Here is a 15,708-nt window from a genome sequence, read left to right as displayed (position 1 = left end):
GCGCCGTAAGCTGGGTCTCCCAGCCCAGGTCGATGAGTCGAGGGAGTGCCGTGAGCCAGCACAGCAGCAGGCTGTTCACCAGTGAGTCGGTGACCGAGGGGCACCCGGACAAGATCTGCGACGCGATCAGCGACTCGATCCTGGACGCGCTGCTGGCCAAGGACCCCCGGTCGCGGGTGGCGGTGGAGACGCTGGTCACCACCGGCCAGGTGCACGTGGCGGGCGAGGTCACCACCGAGGCCTACGCCGACATCCCCTCGATCGTGCGGGACAAGATCCTGGAGATCGGCTACGACTCCTCGGCCAAGGGCTTCGACGGGCACTCGTGCGGCGTGAACGTGGCCATCGGCTCGCAGTCGCCGGACATCGCCCAGGGCGTGGACACCGCCTACGAGCAGCGGGTCGGCGACGCCGAGGACGAGATCGACAAGCAGGGCGCGGGCGACCAGGGCCTGATGTTCGGCTACGCGTGCACCGACACGCCCGAGCTGATGCCGCTGCCGATCGCGCTGGCGCACCGGCTGTCGCGGCGGCTGGCCGCGGTGCGCAAGGACGGCACCGTGCCCTACCTGCGCCCGGACGGCAAGACGCAGGTGACCATCGAGTACGCGGGCGACCAGCCGGTGCGGCTGGACACCGTGGTGGTGTCGACCCAGCACGCCGACGGCGTGGACCTGGAGCGGCTGCTCGGGGTGGACGTGCGCGAGCACGTGGTGGCCCCGGAGATCGCCGACCTGGGCCTGGACACCTCCGACGTGCGACTGCTGGTCAACCCGACCGGCCGGTTCGTCATCGGCGGCCCCATGGGCGACGCGGGCCTGACCGGCCGCAAGATCATCGTCGACACCTACGGCGGCATGGCGCGGCACGGCGGTGGCGCGTTCTCCGGCAAGGACCCGTCGAAGGTGGACCGCTCGGCGGCGTACGCCATGCGCTGGGTGGCCAAGAACGCCGTGGCGGCGGGCCTGGCCTCGCGCATCGAGGTCCAGGTGGCCTACGCCATCGGCAAGGCCGCGCCGGTGGGCCTGTTCGTGGAGACCTTCGGCACCGAGACGGTCGACCCGAGCAAGATCCAGCAGGCCATCACCGAGGTGTTCGACCTCCGGCCCGCCGCGATCATCCGCGATCTGGGCCTGCTGCGCCCGATCTACGCCCCGACCGCGGCCTACGGCCACTTCGGCCGCACCGACATCGCCCTGCCCTGGGAGAACACCGACCGCGCCGACGCCCTCCGCGCCGCCGCGGGCGCCTAACCCCGCCACACGTCTCCACACGCCCGTCACCGGTGTCACCCGGTTGCGGGCGTGTTGGGCGTGTCGCCCCCCGCGAGTCGAACGCTCAGACACCCTGAATTCAACATTCGCGCACCCCAAGCCGCGCTTCTGCGCCCACGGACCGCGCTTCCGCGCCCCTCGGGCAGTACTTACCGGCCCTCCCACACCCGCCGGGTAGTACTTGCCGACGCACCAGGGGCGCGCGCAGCGGGGTGCCCGCGAGCGCCGTCCTTGGCGACCTGCCGCGCGGCGAGCGCACCTTTGCTGGATAACTCAACCCGAACGACGAACTCAGGGGTCCTGAGGGTTCGACTCGCGGTACCTGGACGTTCGACTCGCGGGTGGTGCGAACGCGGGGGTGGGGGGTTGGGGGTGGGGGCGGGTGGGTACTCGAACGCGCGTTCGAGTTGAAGGGAGACGCGCGTGAACCGCACACCGGAGAAGGACCCGGACGACTGGACCACCGGGGACGAGCCGATGACCGGACCGCAGGAGTCCTACCTGCACACCTTGGCGCAGGAGGCGGGCGAGCAGGTGCCCGAGGAGCTGACCAAGGGCGAGGCGTCCCGGCTGATCGACCAGTTGCAGCAGAAGACCGGCCGGGGGCAGTAGCGCTGTCGGGGGTCTCTGGTACACCTCAGCACGTGGCGGCCAAGACGACGACCAGGCGCGGGGAGCGGGTTCCCGCCGCGACGCTGCCTGTCGCGCGGGTGTGCGTGGACGTGCCGCTGCCGCACCTGGACCGGCCGTTCGACTACCAGGTCTCCACCGAGCAGGACGAGGCGGCGGTGCCCGGCTGCCGGGTGCGGGTGCGCTTCGCCGGGCAGCTGGTCGACGGGTACCTGCTGGAGCGGGTCGAGTCCAGCGACTACGGGCGCAAGCTGACCTTCCTGGACCGGGTGATCTCCCCGGAGCCGGTGCTCGCGCCGGAGGTCGCCGAGCTGGCCCGCGTGGTCGCCGACCGGTACGCCGGGGCGCTGGTGGACGTGCTGCGCATGGCCGTCCCACCGCGCCACGCGCGGGTCGAGGCGCAGCCGTCCCCCGAGCCCGCGCCGCCTCCGGCCGCCCCGGAGCGGACGGGCTGGACCCGCTACCCGTTCGGCGCGAACTTCCTGGACGCGCTCAAGGCCGGGCGGCCCGCGCGGGCGGTGTGGCAGGCGCTGCCCGCCGAGGACTGGCCCGCGCGGCTGGCCGAGGTCGTCGCGACGGTGGCCAGCACCGGCCGGGGCGCGCTGGTGGTCGTCCCCGACCACCGCGACGTGGCCCGGCTGCACGCCGCCTGCGCGGCGCTGGTCGGCCCGGACGCGGTGGTCGCGCTGTCGGCCGACCTGGGGCCCGCCGAGCGGTACCGGCGGTGGCTGGCCGTGCGGCGCGGGTCGGTGCGGGTGGTGCTGGGCACCCGTGGCGCGTCCTTCGCGCCGGTGCACGACCTGGGCCTGGTGGCGGTGTGGGACGACGGCGACGACCTGCACGCCGAGCCCCGGATGCCCTACCCCAACGTGCGTGACGTGCTGGTCCAGCGCGCCCACCTGAGCGGGGCGGCGCTGCTGGTCGGCGGGTTCGCCCGGACCGCCGAGGCGCAGCTGCTGGTGGACAGCGGGTGGGCGCACGAGATCGTGGCGGCGCGGGAGGTGCTGCGGGCGGCGGCTCCGCGCGTGGCGGCGGTGGGCGACAGCGACTGGCAGGAGGTCAAGGACCCGGCCGCACGGTCGGCCCGGCTGCCGTCGATCGCCTTCGAGGCGGCGCGGGCGGCGCTGGCGGCGGATGCCCCGGTGCTGATCCAGGTGCCGCGCCGGGGCTACGTGCCCGCGCTGGCCTGCGGCGCGTGCCGGGCGCCCGCCCGGTGCCGCCGCTGCGCCGGGCCGCTGGCCCTGCCGGGTGGTTCGGACGACGGCGTGCCCCGGCCCGCCTACTGCCGCTGGTGCGGGGCCACCGAGGCGGCGTTCCGCTGCCCGGCGTGCGGTTCGCGGCGGCTGCGCGGCCAGGTCATCGGGGCCCGGCGCACCGCCGAGGAGCTGGGCCGGGCGTTCAGCGGGGTGCCGGTGCGCACCTCCGGCGCGGACGAGGTGCTGGCCTCGGTGCCCGGTGGGGCCGCGCTGGTGGTGTGCACACCGGGGGCGGAGCCGGTGGCCGAGGGCGGTTACGGCGCGGCGCTGCTGCTGGACGGGTGGGCGCTGCTCGGCCGGGCCGACCTGCGTGCCGCGGAGGAGGCGCTGCGCCGCTGGATGACCGCCGCCGCGCTGGTCCGGCCCGGTTCCGAGGGCGGGCGCGTGGTGGTCGTGGCCGAGTCCTCGCTGGCCCCGGTGCAGGCGCTGGTGCGGTGGGACCCGGTGTGGCACGCCAGGCAGGAGCTGGCCGCGCGCGGCGAGCTGGGGTTCCCGCCCGCGGTGCGGATGGCGACGGTGGACGGCTCGCCCGACGCGGTCGCCGGGCTGCTGGACGAGCTGCGGCTGCCGGAGTCGGGCGAGGTGCTGGGGCCGGTGCCGCTGGGCGAGGACCGCGAGCGGGCGCTGGTGCGGGTGCCCAGGGAGCGGGGCCGTGCGCTGGCGTCGGTGCTGGCGGAGGTGCTGGCCGTGCGCAGCGCGCGCAAGGAGCCCGATGTGGTGCGGGTCAAGCTCGACCCGCTCGAAGTCCTCTGACCGTTCGGTCAGGAGTGGTTCTCTTTCCGACCGGGGTGGGGTAGAAGGGGATGATGCTCCGGTCGACCGCGATCCTCGTCCTCGTCGCCGCCCTGCTCAGTCCCACCGGCACCGCCCACGCCTCCACCGCCGCGCCGCGCGTGCCCGAGGCGGTCGGGTTCGGCGGGGTGGTCTCCAGCATCGACCCCGACGCCTCCCAAATCGGGGTCGACGTGCTGCGGCGCGGCGGCAACGCCGTCGACGCGGCGGTGGCCGTGGCAGCGGCTCTGGGCGTCACCGACCCGTTCTCCGCGGGCGTGGGCGGTGGCGGCTTCTTCGTCCACTACGACGCCCGCACCCGCCGGGTGTCCACGCTGGACGGCAGGGAGACCGCGCCCGCCGGCGCCGACGAGGACCTGTTCGTGGAGGACGGGAAGGCCATCCCGTTCGCCGAGGCGGTGACCAGCGGGCTGTCCGTCGGCGTCCCCGGCACGCCGATGACGTGGCAGCGGGCGCTGCGCCAGTGGGGGACGCTGTCGCTGGACCAGGCGCTGCGGCCCGCCGAGCAGCTGGCCCGGCGGGGGTTCACCGTCGACGCGACCTTCCACCGGCAGGTCGGCGACAACGCCGCGCGGTTCGCCGACTTCACCTCCACCAGGCAGCTGTACCTGCCCGGTGGAGCGCCGCCAGCGGTCGGCAGCACCTTCCGCAACCCCGACCTGGCCGACACCTACCGCGAGCTGCGGGAGCGCGGCGTGTCCGCGCTCTACCGGGGGGACATCGGCCGCGACCTGGTGCGGACCGTGCGGCAGCCGCCGCTGGTCCCCGGCGCCACCCGCGTCGTCCGGCCGGGCGACCTGACCGCCGCCGACCTGGCCCGCTACGACGTGCCGCTGCGCGAGCCCACCCGGACCCGCTACCGCGACCTGGACGTCTACGGCATGGCCCCGCCGTCCTCCGGCGGCACCACGGTGGGCGAGGCGCTGAACATCCTGGAGACCACGCGGCTGTCCGCGGAGTCGCCCGAGCAGTACCTGCACCGCTTCCTGGAGGCCAGCAGGCTGTCCTTCGCCGACCGCAACCGGTGGGTCGGCGACCCGGCGTTCACCGACGTGCCTGCGCGGGAGCTGCTGTCCCAGCGCTTCGCCGACAGCCGCGCCTGCCTGATCTCGCCGACCAGGGCGATGACCGGCACCGTCGCGCCCGGCGACCCGCGCAGGCCCGCCGCGTGCGGCACCGCCGGGCAGCAGGCGCCGACGCCGTACGAGGGCACCGACACCACGCACCTCACCGTGGCCGACCGCTGGGGCAACGTGGTGGCGTACACGCTGACCATCGAGCAGGAGGGCGGCAGCGGGATCGTGGTGCCCGGTCGCGGGTTCCTGCTCAACAACGAGCTGACCGACTTCTCCTTCACCCCGGTCACCCCCGGCGTGCCCGACCCCAACCTGCCCGGCCCCGGCAAGCGCCCGCGCTCCTCGATGAGCCCGACGATCGTGCTCCGGCACGGCGAGCCGGTCCTCGCGCTCGGCTCGCCTGGCGGGGCCAGCATCATCACCACGGTGCTCCAGGTGCTGACCGAGCGCTTGGACCGGGGCCGCTCGCTGCTCGACGCGGTGGCCGCGCCGAGGGCGTCGCAGCGCAACGCCGCCACGACGCAGGCCGAGGCGGCGTTCCTGGCCACCCCGGAGGCGGCCCGGCTGGAGGCGCTGGGGCACCGGTTCACCTCCACCGCGGAGATCGGCGCGGCCACGGCCGTCGAGCGGCTGCCCGACGGCCGCTGGCGCGCGGTCGCCGAACCCACCCGCCGCGGCGGCGGTGCGGCCCGCGCCGTCATCCCCCGCTGACCCCGCGAGCCGACCCCGCGAGTTCAACGCTCGGGCACAAGGCCCGCTCACGACGGCCCGCTAAGGCATCAGCGGGCCGTCGTGCAGCACCGCGCCCGCCGCGTCCAAAGCCCGCACGTGCAGCTTGGTGACGTCGAGCTCGTAGCCGGGGCCACTGGTGCCCTCGGCGAAGTGCACCGCGAACGTGCCATCCACCACCGACACAGCCCCCTGCTTGTCCCGGTAAGTGACCACCATCGACGCCACCCGGTCGTCGACCCGGCCGCCGACGTAGGCGTCGAGCGCGGACGGGCCGCCGTGGGCCGAGTCGAGCATGAGCACCACGCCCCTGGACGCGCCGCGCGTGGCGAGGTTGACCGTCTCGGGCATGCCGTTGGCCAACTGGCAGTAGAGCGTCTCGCCGATCCCGTCGCGCAGCACCAGCAACCCGGTGCCGGGGGCTGCGCTCGCCAGCGCCCCGGCCCGCCACGCCTCGGGGCGCTCGGCCCCCGGCAGGTTCTGCCGCATCGCGTGGTCCAGGCAGCGCGCGACCATCTTGTCCTGCTCGGTCGGGTCGGGTCGGGGGAACACCTCCCGCACGGTCGAGTCACCGGGGGTGGTGGCCGCGTCGATCCGCTCGGTCGTGCGGCGCAGGTCCTCGGAGGTGAAGGTCAGGTCGATGTGCTGCGGACCGGGGGCGAGCACGAACCGCCCCTGGTGCAGCAGGACCGAGACCCGCTCCCGCCACCACGTCACGGTGGCCTCCGCCTGGGCGGTGCCCTTCGGCGCCTGGCCGACGACCACCCCGGTGGGGGATCGCCACTGGACCGCCATGCCCTCCTGACCGGAGAGCGCGCCACTGGTCTTTGACTTGGCCACGGTGGTGTAGGTCAGCTCGCAGAAGCCCTCGTCGGCCCACACGAGCCGACGGCCGGGCATCGGCACGGTGAACCGCGCGTGGGTGAACTCGCACAGCCGCAAGTCCTCGGCTGAGGCCGGGACCGCCCGCAGGTCTGGCTCCAGCGGGCCGCGCGGCGCGCTGGAGGTGGTGCTCGGCGGCGCCAGCGCCGCGGTGTCGGCGCCCTGGGTGGACTGCGCGAGGATCGCCCCACCCGCCACCAGCACCGTCACCGCCACCGCGGCGGCCATCGGCGTGCGTGCGCCGCCGTGCCCGGCCATGATCTTCCTCCGCATCCGTTCCCGCACCGCAGGCGGCAACGGCTTGCGCGGGGGCAGCTGCTCGATCACTTCGTCTCCTCCAATTCGGCCCGCAGCCGAGCGCGTGCCCGTGAGATGCGGGAGCGGATGCTGGATTCGGCCACGCCCAGCACGGCGGCGGCCTCCGCGGTGGACAGCTCGCCCAGCAGGCACAGCTCCACCGCCTCACGCTCGGCCCTGGGCAGTCCGCGCACCACGGCCAGTACCCGCTTGAGCGCGCGGTCGTCGTCCACCGACGCCACCACCCGCTCGGCGTGGTCGGGTTCCAGTCCTTCGTCCGGAACCCGGTGCAGCGCCCGTCGGAACCGTCCCAACCTGCGGAACTCGGTGCGCGCCATGTTGCCCGCCACCGCGTACAGCCACGGCAGGGCGCTGTCGTGCACCAGCGCCACCTCGGCACGCCTGCGCCAGGCGGCCAGGAACACCGCCGAGGTCAGGTCCTCGGCCTGGGACCACGACGCGGTGAGCCGGTAGGCGTGGTTCCACACCGCCTCGGCGTGTCGGTCGAACAGTGCCGCGAAGGACGCCTTGTCCCCGCGCGCCCACAGCTGGGCGTCGGTGGCTGCCAACGGCGGCTCCCCCTGCCAGCTTGTCGTCGCAACGGTCATGCCGGTAGGTAGCCACAGCGCACCCCGGCGTTGCACGCCAGGGTGCCGCGCTCTCCTAGACTGGTCCCCTGCCCCAGTGCGAGGAGAGTGCGTGACCGTCCAACCCATCCGCTTCTTCGGCGACCCGGTGCTGCGGACCCCCGCCGTCGAGGTCACCGACTTCGACGCGGAGCTGCGCAAGCTGGTCAGGGACCTGTGGGACACCATGAGCGACGCCGGTGGGGCTGGGCTCGCGGCGCCGCAGGTGGGCGTCGGGCTGCGGGTGTTCACCTACCACTGCGACGGCTTCGCGGGCCACCTGGTCAACCCGACCTTCGACGTGGTCGGCGACGAGTTCCAGGACGGCCCCGAGGGCTGCCTGTCCATCCCCGGCCTGTCCTGGGACTGCCGCAGGCACCGCCAGGTGGTGGCCAGGGGCTGGAACATGCACGGCGAGCCGGTCGAGGTGGAGGGCACCGACCTGCTGGCCCGCTGCATCCAGCACGAGACCGACCACCTCGACGGCGTGCTGTTCGTCGACCGGCTGGACGAGGCCACCCGCAAGGCGGCGATGCGCGAGATCCGGCAGCAGTCCTGGTTCGACGGCGGCGTGCCCACCATCAAGCAGAGCCCCCACCCGCTGTTCGGAGGGGCCTGACCATGAGGCTGGTCTTCGCGGGCACGCCCGAGGTGGCGCTGCCCTCGCTGCGCGCGCTGCTGGACTCGCGCCACGAGGTGGTGGCCGTGGTCACCCGCCCGGACGCCCCGGCCGGGCGCGGGCGGCGGGTCGAGCGGTCCCCGGTGGCGGCGCTGGCCGACGAGCACGGCGTCGAGGTGCTGACCCCGGCCAAGGCGGGCGACCCGGAGTTCCTGGCGCGGCTGGCCGAGCTGGCCCCGGACCTGTGCCCGGTGGTCGCCTACGGCGCGCTGCTGCCCGAGTCCGCGCTGGCGATCCCCCGCCACGGCTGGGTCAACCTGCACTTCTCCGTGCTGCCCGCGTGGCGCGGCGCGGCCCCGGTGCAGGCGGCCGTGCGGCACGGCGACGACATCACCGGCGCGACCACGTTCCGCATCGTCAAGGAGCTGGACGCGGGCCCGGTGTTCGGCGTGGTGACCGAGCGGGTGCGCGAGCGCGACACCTCCGGCGAGCTGCTGGCGCGGCTGGCCGAGTCCGGTGCGAAGCTGATGCTGTCCACCGTGGACGGCGTCGAGGACGGTTCGCTGCGGCCGGTGCCGCAGCCGGAGGAGGGCGTCAGCTACGCGCCCAAGGTGACCGTGGAGGACGCCCGGCTGGACTTCACCACCCCGGCGGGCGCGCTGGACCGCGTGGCGCGGGCGGTGACCCCGGAGCCGGGGGCGTGGGCGCGGTTCCGCGGTGAGCGGCTCAAGCTGGGCCCGGTCACCCCGGTGGCGGGCGACCCGCTGCCGCCGGGGGAGATCCGGGTGGAGCGCAAGCGCGTGCTGGTCGGCACGGCGACCGACCCGGTGGCGCTGGGCGAGGTGCAGGCGCAGGGCAAGAAGCGGATGGCGGCCACCGACTGGGCGCGCGGCGTCCGGATCGAGCCGGGGGAGCGGATCTCATGAGCGCGCAGCGACCGTCCCGACCGTCACGGCCGCGCGGGCCGCACCCGCCGCGCAGGCGCGTCGGCCCGTCGCGCCCGCCGGTGGAGGACCCGGCGCGGCTGGCCGCGCTGGACACCCTGCGCGCGGTCCGCCAGCGCGACGCCTACGCCAACCTGGTGCTGCCGGGGCTGCTGCGGGAGCGCCGGATCACCGGCCGCGACGCCGCGCTGGCCACCGAGCTGGCCTACGGCACCTCCCGCGCCCAGGGGCTGCTGGACGCGGTGCTGGGCGCGTGCTCGGACCGGCCGCTGTCGGAGGTGGACGGCTCGGTGCTGGACGCCCTGCGGCTGGGCGCCTACCAGCTGCTGCGCACCCGCATCCCGCCGCACGCCGCGGTGGCCTCCACGGTCGACCTGGTGCGCGCCGAGCTGGGCTCGGGCGCGGCCGGGTTCGCCAACGCCGTGCTGCGCCGGGTGACCGAGCAGGACGAGGCGGGCTGGGTGGAGGAGCTGGCGCCGGACGAGGACGCCGATCCGATCGGCTACCTGGCCATGGCCAGCGCGCACCCGAGGTGGGTCGCGCAGGCCTTCGCCGAGGCGCTGGGCAGCCGGGGCGAGCCGCTGCGGGCGGCGCTGGCCGCCGACGACGCCCGGCCCGCCGTGCACCTGGCCGCGCGGCCGGGTGAGGTCAGCGCCGACGAGCTGGCCGCGATGACCGGCGGCGAGGTCGCGCCGTACTCGCCCTACGGGGTGCACCTGGAGCCGGGCGCGGGCGACCCCGGCGACCTGGAGCCGGTGCGCGAGCGGCTGGCGGCGGTGCAGGACGAGGGCAGCCAGCTGTGCGCGCTGGCGCTGACCCGCGCCCCGCTGGAGGGCCCCGACGAGCGGTGGCTGGACCTGTGCGCCGGGCCCGGCGGCAAGGCCGTGCTGCTGGGCGCGCTGGCGCACCTGTCCGGTGCGACCGTGGACGCGGTGGAGAAGGCCCCGCACCGCGCGGAGCTGGTCCGCAAGGCCGTGGGCGACCTGCCGGTCACCGTGCACGTGGGGGACGGCCGCGACCCGGACCTGCCCGAGGGCGGGTTCGACCGGGTTCTGGTGGACGCCCCGTGCACCGGCCTGGGCGCGCTGCGGCGCAGGCCCGAGGCGCGCTGGCGGCGGCAGCCCGCGGACGTGGCACCGCTGGCCCGGTTGCAGCGCGAGCTGCTGACCTCGGCGCTGCGGCTGGTGCGGCCCGGCGGCGTGGTGGCCTACGTGGTCTGCTCGCCGCACCTGGCCGAGACCGTCGGCGTGGTCGCGGACGTGGCCCGCCGCACCGGCGCGGAGCGGCTGGACACCAGGCAGTTCTTCCCCGGCGTGCCGAACCTGGGCCAGGGGCCGCAGGTGCAGCTGTGGCCGCACGAGCACGGCACGGACGCGATGTTCTGCGCGCTGCTGCGCAGGCCCGCGTGACCGCGGGCGGGCCGGTGCTGGGGCTGGTCGCCTCGGCCGCGGGCGGGGTGGAGTCGTGGTTGCGCGCCGGGCTGGCCGAGCCGCTGGCCCGGCGCGGCTGGCGGCTGGCGGTCACGCTCACCCCGACCGCCGCGCGGTGGCTGGAGGCGGCGGGCGAGCTGGCGCCGCTGGCCGCGCTGACCGACCTGCCGGTGCGGTGGACCTCGCGGCTGCCCGCCGAGCCCAAGCCGCACCCGGTGCCGGACGTGTTCGCCTTCGCGCCCGCCACGGTGAACTCCACCGCCAAGCTGGCCCTGGGCATCGCCGACAACCAGGCGCTGACCGCGCTGGGCGAGGCGCTGGGCCGCCGCGCGCCGCTGGTGGCGCTGGTCCAGGGCAACGAGGACCAGCGCGCGCACCCCGCGTTCGACGGCCACCTGGCGACCCTGCGCCGGTGCGGCGCGCGGGTGCTGCTGTCCGGCGGACCGGCGGCGGTGCTGGAGGAAGTGGACCGGGTCACCGACCAGCCCGCGGGGCATCGGTGAGCGGCGGAAAAGGGCCGGGGAACCGCGCGACCGGCGGCGACGTGAGGTGCGACTCCCCGGTCGGCCCGCGCGGTGGCGCGACCCTAGACTGACCAGTCGTGGCCCACCCGCCGATGATCGCCCCCAGCATCCTGTCCGCCGACTTCGCGCGGCTGGCCGACGAGGCCGCCGCGGTGGCGGGGGCGGACTGGCTGCACGTCGACGTCATGGACGCGCACTTCGTGCCGAACCTGACCCTCGGCCTGCCCGTGGTCAAGGCGCTGCGCGAGGCCACCGACCTGCCGCTGGACTGCCACCTGATGATCGAGGACCCGGACCGCTGGGCGATCGGCTACGCCGAGGCGGGCGTCCACAACGTCACCGTGCACGTCGAGGCCGCCGCCGATCCGGTGCGGCTGGCCAAGGACCTGCGCGCCGCCGGGGCCATGGCGGGCCTGTCGCTCAAGCCGGGCACCCCGCTGGAGCCGCACCTGGACGTGCTCAAGCACTACGACACGCTGCTGGTGATGTCGGTGGAGCCGGGCTTCGGCGGCCAGAAGTTCATGCCCGAGGTGCTGGACAAGGTGCGCACCGCGCGCAGGCTGGTCGACACCGGGCACCTCACCCTGGTCGTGGAGATCGACGGCGGCATCAACGCCGACACCATCGAGCAGGCCGCCGAGGCCGGGGTGGACTGCTTCGTCGCGGGCTCCGCCGTCTACGACGCGGCCGACCCCGCCGAGGCGATGGAGCGGCTGCGCGCGCAGGCGGCCCGCGCCCGGTGAACCTCGACGAGGCGATGGCGAGGGCCATCGCGGCCAGCGCGCGGGTCCGCGGCACCACCAGCCCCAACCCCCCGGTCGGCTGCGTCGTGCTGGACGCGGCGGGCGAGCTCGTCGGCGAGGGCGCGACCCGGCCGCCCGGCCAGGCGCACGCCGAGGTCGTGGCGCTGGCGCGAGCGGGGGAGCGGGCCCGCGGCGGCACCGCCGTGGTCACCCTCGAACCGTGCTCCCACCAGGGCCGCACCCCGCCCTGCACCGACGCGCTGCTGCGCGCGGGCGTCGCGCGCGTGGTGCACGCCGTGGCCGATCCGAACCCCAAGGCCGCAGGCGGCGCCCAGGTGCTGCGCGCGGCGGGCGTGGTGGTCGAGTCCGGTCTGCGCGCCGAGGAGGTCGCGCTGGGGCCGCTGCGCGCGTGGCTGCACTTCGCCCGCACCGGCCGCCCGCACGTGACCTGGAAGTACGCCGCCACCCTCGACGGCCGCACCGCCGCCGAGGACGGCACCAGCCGCTGGATCAGCTCGGCGGAGTCCCGCGCCGAGGTGCACGGCCTGCGCACCGCGATCGACGCCATCGTCGTCGGCACCGGCACCGTGCTGGCCGACAACCCGCGGCTGACCGCGCGCGGCGAGGGCGTCACCCGCCAGCCGCTGCGGGTGGTGGTCGGCGAGAGCGACCTGCCACCGGGCTCGCACGTGCTCGACGACGAGGCCGAGACCGTCCACGTGCGCACCCACGACCCCGACGAGGTGCTGGCCGAGCTGGCACGGCGCGGCGCGGTGGACGTGCTGCTGGAGGGCGGGCCTACTCTGGCAGGGGCGTTCGTGCGCGCGGGCCGGGTGGACCGGGTGCTGGCGTACGTCGCGCCCAAGCTGCTCGGCGCGGGGCCCCCTGCGCTGCGGGACGCGGGCGTGTCGACCGTCACCGACGCCGTGGAGCTGGTGGTCGAGCAGGTGGGGATGTGCGGACCGGACGTGCGCGTCTCGGCCACGATCGCGGCCACCACGTCCGAGGGCTGACAGGAGGAACGTTGTTCACCGGGATCGTCGAGGAGCTGGGCGAGGTCGTCGCCGTGACCGACCTGCCGGACGCGGCCCGCGTCACCATCGCGGGCCCGCTGGTCACCAGCGACGCCAAGCACGGCGACTCCATCGCGGTGAACGGCGTGTGCCTCACCGTGGTGGAGGTCGCCGACGGCGCGTTCACCGCGGACGTGATGCGCGAGACGCTGGTCCGCAGCAGCCTGGCCAAGGTCGCCGAGGGCGACAAGGTCAACCTGGAGCGGGCCGCCGCGGTCGGCCAGCGGCTGGGCGGGCACATCGTGCAGGGCCACGTGGACGGCACCGGCACGGTGCTGGCGCGGGAGAAGGCCCAGCACTGGGAGCTGGTCCACATCGGACTGCCGCCGCAGCTGGCCCGCTACGTGGTGGAGAAGGGCTCGATCACCGTCGACGGCGTGTCGCTGACCGTGGTCTCGGTGGGCGTGGACGAGTTCACCGTCAGCCTCATCCCCACCACCCTGGAGCTGACCACGCTGGGTCGCCGCAAGCCCGGCGACCGGGTCAACCTGGAGGTGGACGTGCTGGCCAAGTACGTCGAGCGGCTGGCCACGCCGCACCTGCGCCGCGAGGAGGACCGGTGACCGACTTCACCGACGTCGAGCGGGCGATCGCCGACATCGCCAAGGGCAGGCCGGTCATCGTCGTGGACGACGAGGACCGCGAGAACGAGGGCGACCTGATCTTCGCCGCCGAGAAGGCCACGCCCGAGCTGCTGGCCTTCATGGTCCGCTACACCTCGGGCTACGTGTGCGTGTCGCTGACCGAGGCCGACTGCGACCGGCTGGACCTGCCGCCGATGTACCACACCAACCAGGACCAGCGGGGCACCGCCTACACCGTCACCGTGGACGCCCGCGAGGGCCTCGGCACCGGCATCTCCGCCGCCGACCGGGCCCGCACCATCCGGCTGCTGGCCGACCCGAACGCGGGCCCCAAGGACTTCACCCGGCCCGGCCACGTGGTGCCGCTGCGCGCCAAGGACGGCGGCGTGCTGCGCCGCCCCGGTCACACCGAGGCGGGCGTGGACCTGGCCCGGCTGGCCGGCCTGGCCCCGGCGGGGGTGCTCTGCGAGATCGTGTCGCAGAAGGACGAGGGCGACATGGCCCGCCGCGACGAGCTGGAGGTCTTCGCCCGCGAGCACGACCTGGCGCTGATCACCATCGCCGACCTGATCGCCTACCGCAGGCGGGTGGAGACCCAGGTCGAGCGGGTCGCCGAGGCGCGCATCCCGACCGCCCACGGCACGTTCCGCGCGGTCGGCTACGACAGCAAGATCGACGGCATCGAGCACGTGGCGCTGGTCTACGGCGAGATCGGCGACGGCGAGGACGTGCTGGTGCGCGTGCACTCCGAGTGCCTGACCGGCGACGTGTTCGGCTCGCTGCGCTGCGACTGCGGCCCGCAGCTGGACGCGGCGCTGGAGGCGGTGGCCGCGCAGGGCCGCGGCGTGGTGCTCTACATGCGCGGCCACGAGGGCCGCGGCATCGGCCTGATGCACAAGCTGCAGGCGTACCAGCTGCAGGACGCGGGGGCGGACACCGTGGACGCGAACCTGGGGCTGGGGCTGCCCGCCGACGCCCGCGACTACGGCACCGGCGCGCAGATCCTGTCCGAGCTGGGCATCAAGTCGATGCGGCTGCTGACCAACAACCCGGCCAAGCGGGTCGGGCTGGAGGGCTACGGGCTGCGGGTGGTCGACCGGGTGCCGCTGCCCATCTCACCGAACCCGGAGAACCTGCGCTACCTGCGCACCAAGCGCGACCGGATGGGGCACGAGCTGCACCAGCTGGAGCAGTACGAGGCGCTGGGCCAGGGTGGCGCGATCGTCAGCACGGAGGGCGCGGAATGAGCGGCGAAGGCCGTCCCGACATCGACGTCCCGACCGCGGCGGGCCTGCGCCTGGCCGTGGTGGCGACCCGGTGGCACACCCGGATCACCGACAACCTGGTGGCCCGCGCGCTGGTGGCCGCCGAGAAGGCGGGCATCGCCGAGCCGACCGTGGCGCGCGTGGCGGGCGCGGTCGAGCTGCCCGTGGTGGCCCAGGAGCTGGCCCGCACGCACGACGCGGTGGTCGCGCTGGGCGTGGTCATCCGCGGCGGCACCCCGCACTTCGAGTACGTGTGCGACGCGGTGACGGCGGGCCTGACGCGGGTGGCGCTGGACGAGTCGACCCCGGTGGGCAACGGCGTGCTCACCTGCGACACCGAGGAGCAGGCGCTGGCGCGGGCCGGGTTCCCGGACTCGGTGGAGGACAAGGGTTTCGAGGCGTGCGCCGCCGCGCTGGACACGGCGCTGGTGCTGCGCGGACTCAGGGAGGGCCGGTGACCACCGCCGTGGCAGTCGAGTTCCGCCCCAAGAAGATCCGCCTGGTCGCCGCGGTCTGCGCGGTGTTCCTGGTGGTGGTGTTCACCATCGTCGGCCTGCTGCTGGGCGACACCCCCACGGGTGTCATCTTCCGCACCTCCGACCAGGTGGCGATGATCATCCTGGGGGTGCTGCTGGCCTGCGGCGTGCTGCTGCTGGCCCGGCCGAGGGTGCGCGCCGACGCCGAGGGCGTCGAGGTGCGCAACGTGATCACCTCGCACCGGTTCGCCTGGTCCGACGTGCTGCACGTGAGCTTCCCCGACGGCGCGTCGTGGGCGCGGCTGGAGCTGCCCGACGACGAGTACATCTCGATCATGGCCGTGCAGGCGGTGGACCGCGAGCACGCGGTGGCCGCCGTCCGCGCGCTGCGGGAGCTGCACCGGGCCGCTCGCGGCTGAGGCCCTACCGATGGCGTGGTGCTGTTGGCGGACAGGGTGTCCGCCAACAGCACCTTTCCGGACTGGTCG

General features: G+C 75.2%; 16 protein-coding genes. 14 read left to right on the top strand and 2 right to left on the bottom strand.

The features are described 5' to 3' along the window. Nucleotides 1-50 precede the first annotated feature (50 nt). The 4 genes from metK to ggt all read left to right on the top strand — a co-directional run bounded on the left by metK (nucleotide 51) and on the right by ggt (nucleotide 5,739). The gene (metK, locus tag IEZ00_RS19300; RefSeq protein WP_229795893.1) at nucleotides 51-1,253 is read left to right on the top strand and encodes a methionine adenosyltransferase; all 1,203 of its coding nucleotides are present in this window, start codon (nucleotides 51-53) and stop codon (nucleotides 1,251-1,253) included. Between the two features lie 498 nt (nucleotides 1,254-1,751). Then, nucleotides 1,752-1,886 (top strand): DUF3072 domain-containing protein, encoded by a 135-nt coding sequence (locus IEZ00_RS19295; protein WP_229795933.1) that lies wholly within the window; start codon nucleotides 1,752-1,754, stop codon nucleotides 1,884-1,886. 32 nt (nucleotides 1,887-1,918) lie between these two features. Then, nucleotides 1,919-3,913: a primosomal protein N' gene (locus IEZ00_RS19290; protein ID WP_189224679.1), complete on the top strand. Its 1,995-nt coding sequence runs from the start codon at nucleotides 1,919-1,921 to the stop codon at nucleotides 3,911-3,913. Between the two features lie 53 nt (nucleotides 3,914-3,966). Beyond that, on the top strand, nucleotides 3,967-5,739 hold the full coding sequence (gene ggt, locus IEZ00_RS19285; protein WP_189224678.1) for a gamma-glutamyltransferase: 1,773 nt from the start codon (nucleotides 3,967-3,969) through the stop codon (nucleotides 5,737-5,739). Between the two features lie 60 nt (nucleotides 5,740-5,799). On the opposite strand, the gene IEZ00_RS19280 is transcribed toward ggt, so the two are convergent. Both IEZ00_RS19280 and IEZ00_RS19275 read right to left on the bottom strand, forming a co-directional pair. Further along, nucleotides 5,800-6,966 carry a hypothetical protein gene (locus IEZ00_RS19280; RefSeq protein ID WP_189224677.1) on the bottom strand — a complete coding sequence of 389 codons (1,167 nt, stop codon included), beginning with the start codon at nucleotides 6,964-6,966 and terminating at the stop codon, nucleotides 5,800-5,802. Beyond that, nucleotides 6,963-7,544, bottom strand: a complete 582-nt coding sequence (locus tag IEZ00_RS19275) for an RNA polymerase sigma factor (RefSeq protein ID WP_189224676.1) — start codon at nucleotides 7,542-7,544, stop codon at nucleotides 6,963-6,965. Before IEZ00_RS19275 ends, IEZ00_RS19280 begins: the two co-directional genes overlap by 4 nt. A gap of 91 nt (nucleotides 7,545-7,635) precedes the next feature. On the opposite strand from IEZ00_RS19275, the gene def reads away from it, so the two are divergent. The 10 genes from def (at nucleotide 7,636) to IEZ00_RS19225 (ending at nucleotide 15,639) form a co-directional block, all read left to right on the top strand. Next, nucleotides 7,636-8,181 (top strand): peptide deformylase, encoded by a 546-nt coding sequence (gene def, locus IEZ00_RS19270; protein ID WP_189224675.1) that lies wholly within the window; start codon nucleotides 7,636-7,638, stop codon nucleotides 8,179-8,181. 2 nt (nucleotides 8,182-8,183) lie between these two features. After that, on the top strand, nucleotides 8,184-9,107 hold the full coding sequence (gene fmt / locus IEZ00_RS19265; protein WP_189224674.1) for a methionyl-tRNA formyltransferase: 924 nt from the start codon (nucleotides 8,184-8,186) through the stop codon (nucleotides 9,105-9,107). Further along, complete coding sequence (locus IEZ00_RS19260; RefSeq protein WP_189224673.1) at nucleotides 9,104-10,534, top strand: RsmB/NOP family class I SAM-dependent RNA methyltransferase; 1,431 nt, start codon at nucleotides 9,104-9,106, stop codon at nucleotides 10,532-10,534. The genes fmt and IEZ00_RS19260 overlap by 4 nt, the downstream gene beginning before the upstream one ends. Continuing rightward, a complete protein-coding gene (locus IEZ00_RS19255; RefSeq protein ID WP_189224672.1) occupies nucleotides 10,531-11,058 on the top strand; it encodes a flavoprotein in 528 nt (175 codons plus the stop codon). The genes IEZ00_RS19260 and IEZ00_RS19255 overlap by 4 nt, the downstream gene beginning before the upstream one ends. A gap of 113 nt (nucleotides 11,059-11,171) precedes the next feature. Continuing rightward, nucleotides 11,172-11,822, top strand: a complete 651-nt coding sequence (gene rpe, locus IEZ00_RS19250; protein WP_189224871.1) for a ribulose-phosphate 3-epimerase — start codon at nucleotides 11,172-11,174, stop codon at nucleotides 11,820-11,822. Nucleotides 11,823-11,836: 14 nt separating this feature from the next. Then, nucleotides 11,837-12,835 (top strand): bifunctional diaminohydroxyphosphoribosylaminopyrimidine deaminase/5-amino-6-(5-phosphoribosylamino)uracil reductase RibD, encoded by a 999-nt coding sequence (ribD, locus tag IEZ00_RS19245; RefSeq protein ID WP_189224671.1) that lies wholly within the window; start codon nucleotides 11,837-11,839, stop codon nucleotides 12,833-12,835. An 11-nt stretch (nucleotides 12,836-12,846) separates the two neighbouring features. Beyond that, a complete protein-coding gene (locus IEZ00_RS19240) occupies nucleotides 12,847-13,458 on the top strand; it encodes a riboflavin synthase (RefSeq protein ID WP_189224670.1) in 612 nt (203 codons plus the stop codon). Then, complete coding sequence (locus tag IEZ00_RS19235) at nucleotides 13,455-14,726, top strand: bifunctional 3,4-dihydroxy-2-butanone-4-phosphate synthase/GTP cyclohydrolase II (protein WP_189224669.1); 1,272 nt, start codon at nucleotides 13,455-13,457, stop codon at nucleotides 14,724-14,726. Before IEZ00_RS19240 ends, IEZ00_RS19235 begins: the two co-directional genes overlap by 4 nt. Next, nucleotides 14,723-15,202 carry a 6,7-dimethyl-8-ribityllumazine synthase gene (ribH, locus tag IEZ00_RS19230; RefSeq protein ID WP_189224668.1) on the top strand — a complete coding sequence of 160 codons (480 nt, stop codon included), beginning with the start codon at nucleotides 14,723-14,725 and terminating at the stop codon, nucleotides 15,200-15,202. Before IEZ00_RS19235 ends, ribH begins: the two co-directional genes overlap by 4 nt. Then, nucleotides 15,199-15,639, top strand: coding sequence for a PH domain-containing protein (locus IEZ00_RS19225; protein ID WP_229795892.1), 441 nt, complete (start codon nucleotides 15,199-15,201; stop codon nucleotides 15,637-15,639). The genes ribH and IEZ00_RS19225 overlap by 4 nt, the downstream gene beginning before the upstream one ends. Nucleotides 15,640-15,708 lie beyond the last annotated feature (69 nt).

The sequence above is a fragment of the Saccharothrix coeruleofusca genome, from assembly GCF_014648515.1.
Taxonomy (GTDB): Bacteria; Actinomycetota; Actinomycetes; order Mycobacteriales; family Pseudonocardiaceae; genus Actinosynnema; species Actinosynnema coeruleofuscum.
The sequence above is the reverse complement of the archived record's forward strand: the minus strand, read 5'-3'. Positions and strand labels throughout refer to the sequence as shown.

What these genes read in the sequence shown, in the direction of transcription:
- IEZ00_RS19295 (WP_229795933.1), top strand. Translation starts at nt 1,752, where the DNA reads ATGACCGGACCGCAGGAGTCCTACCTGCACACCTTGGCGCAGGAGGCG.
- ggt (WP_189224678.1), top strand. Translation starts at nt 3,967, where the DNA reads ATGCTCCGGTCGACCGCGATCCTCGTCCTCGTCGCCGCCCTGCTCAGT.
- IEZ00_RS19275 (WP_189224676.1), bottom strand. Translation starts at nt 7,544, where the DNA reads ATGACCGTTGCGACGACAAGCTGGCAGGGGGAGCCGCCGTTGGCAGCC.
- fmt (WP_189224674.1), top strand. Translation starts at nt 8,184, where the DNA reads ATGAGGCTGGTCTTCGCGGGCACGCCCGAGGTGGCGCTGCCCTCGCTG.
- IEZ00_RS19260 (WP_189224673.1), top strand. Translation starts at nt 9,104, where the DNA reads ATGAGCGCGCAGCGACCGTCCCGACCGTCACGGCCGCGCGGGCCGCAC.
- rpe (WP_189224871.1), top strand. Translation starts at nt 11,172, where the DNA reads ATGATCGCCCCCAGCATCCTGTCCGCCGACTTCGCGCGGCTGGCCGAC.
- ribD (WP_189224671.1), top strand. Translation starts at nt 11,837, where the DNA reads ATGGCGAGGGCCATCGCGGCCAGCGCGCGGGTCCGCGGCACCACCAGC.
- ribH (WP_189224668.1), top strand. Translation starts at nt 14,723, where the DNA reads ATGAGCGGCGAAGGCCGTCCCGACATCGACGTCCCGACCGCGGCGGGC.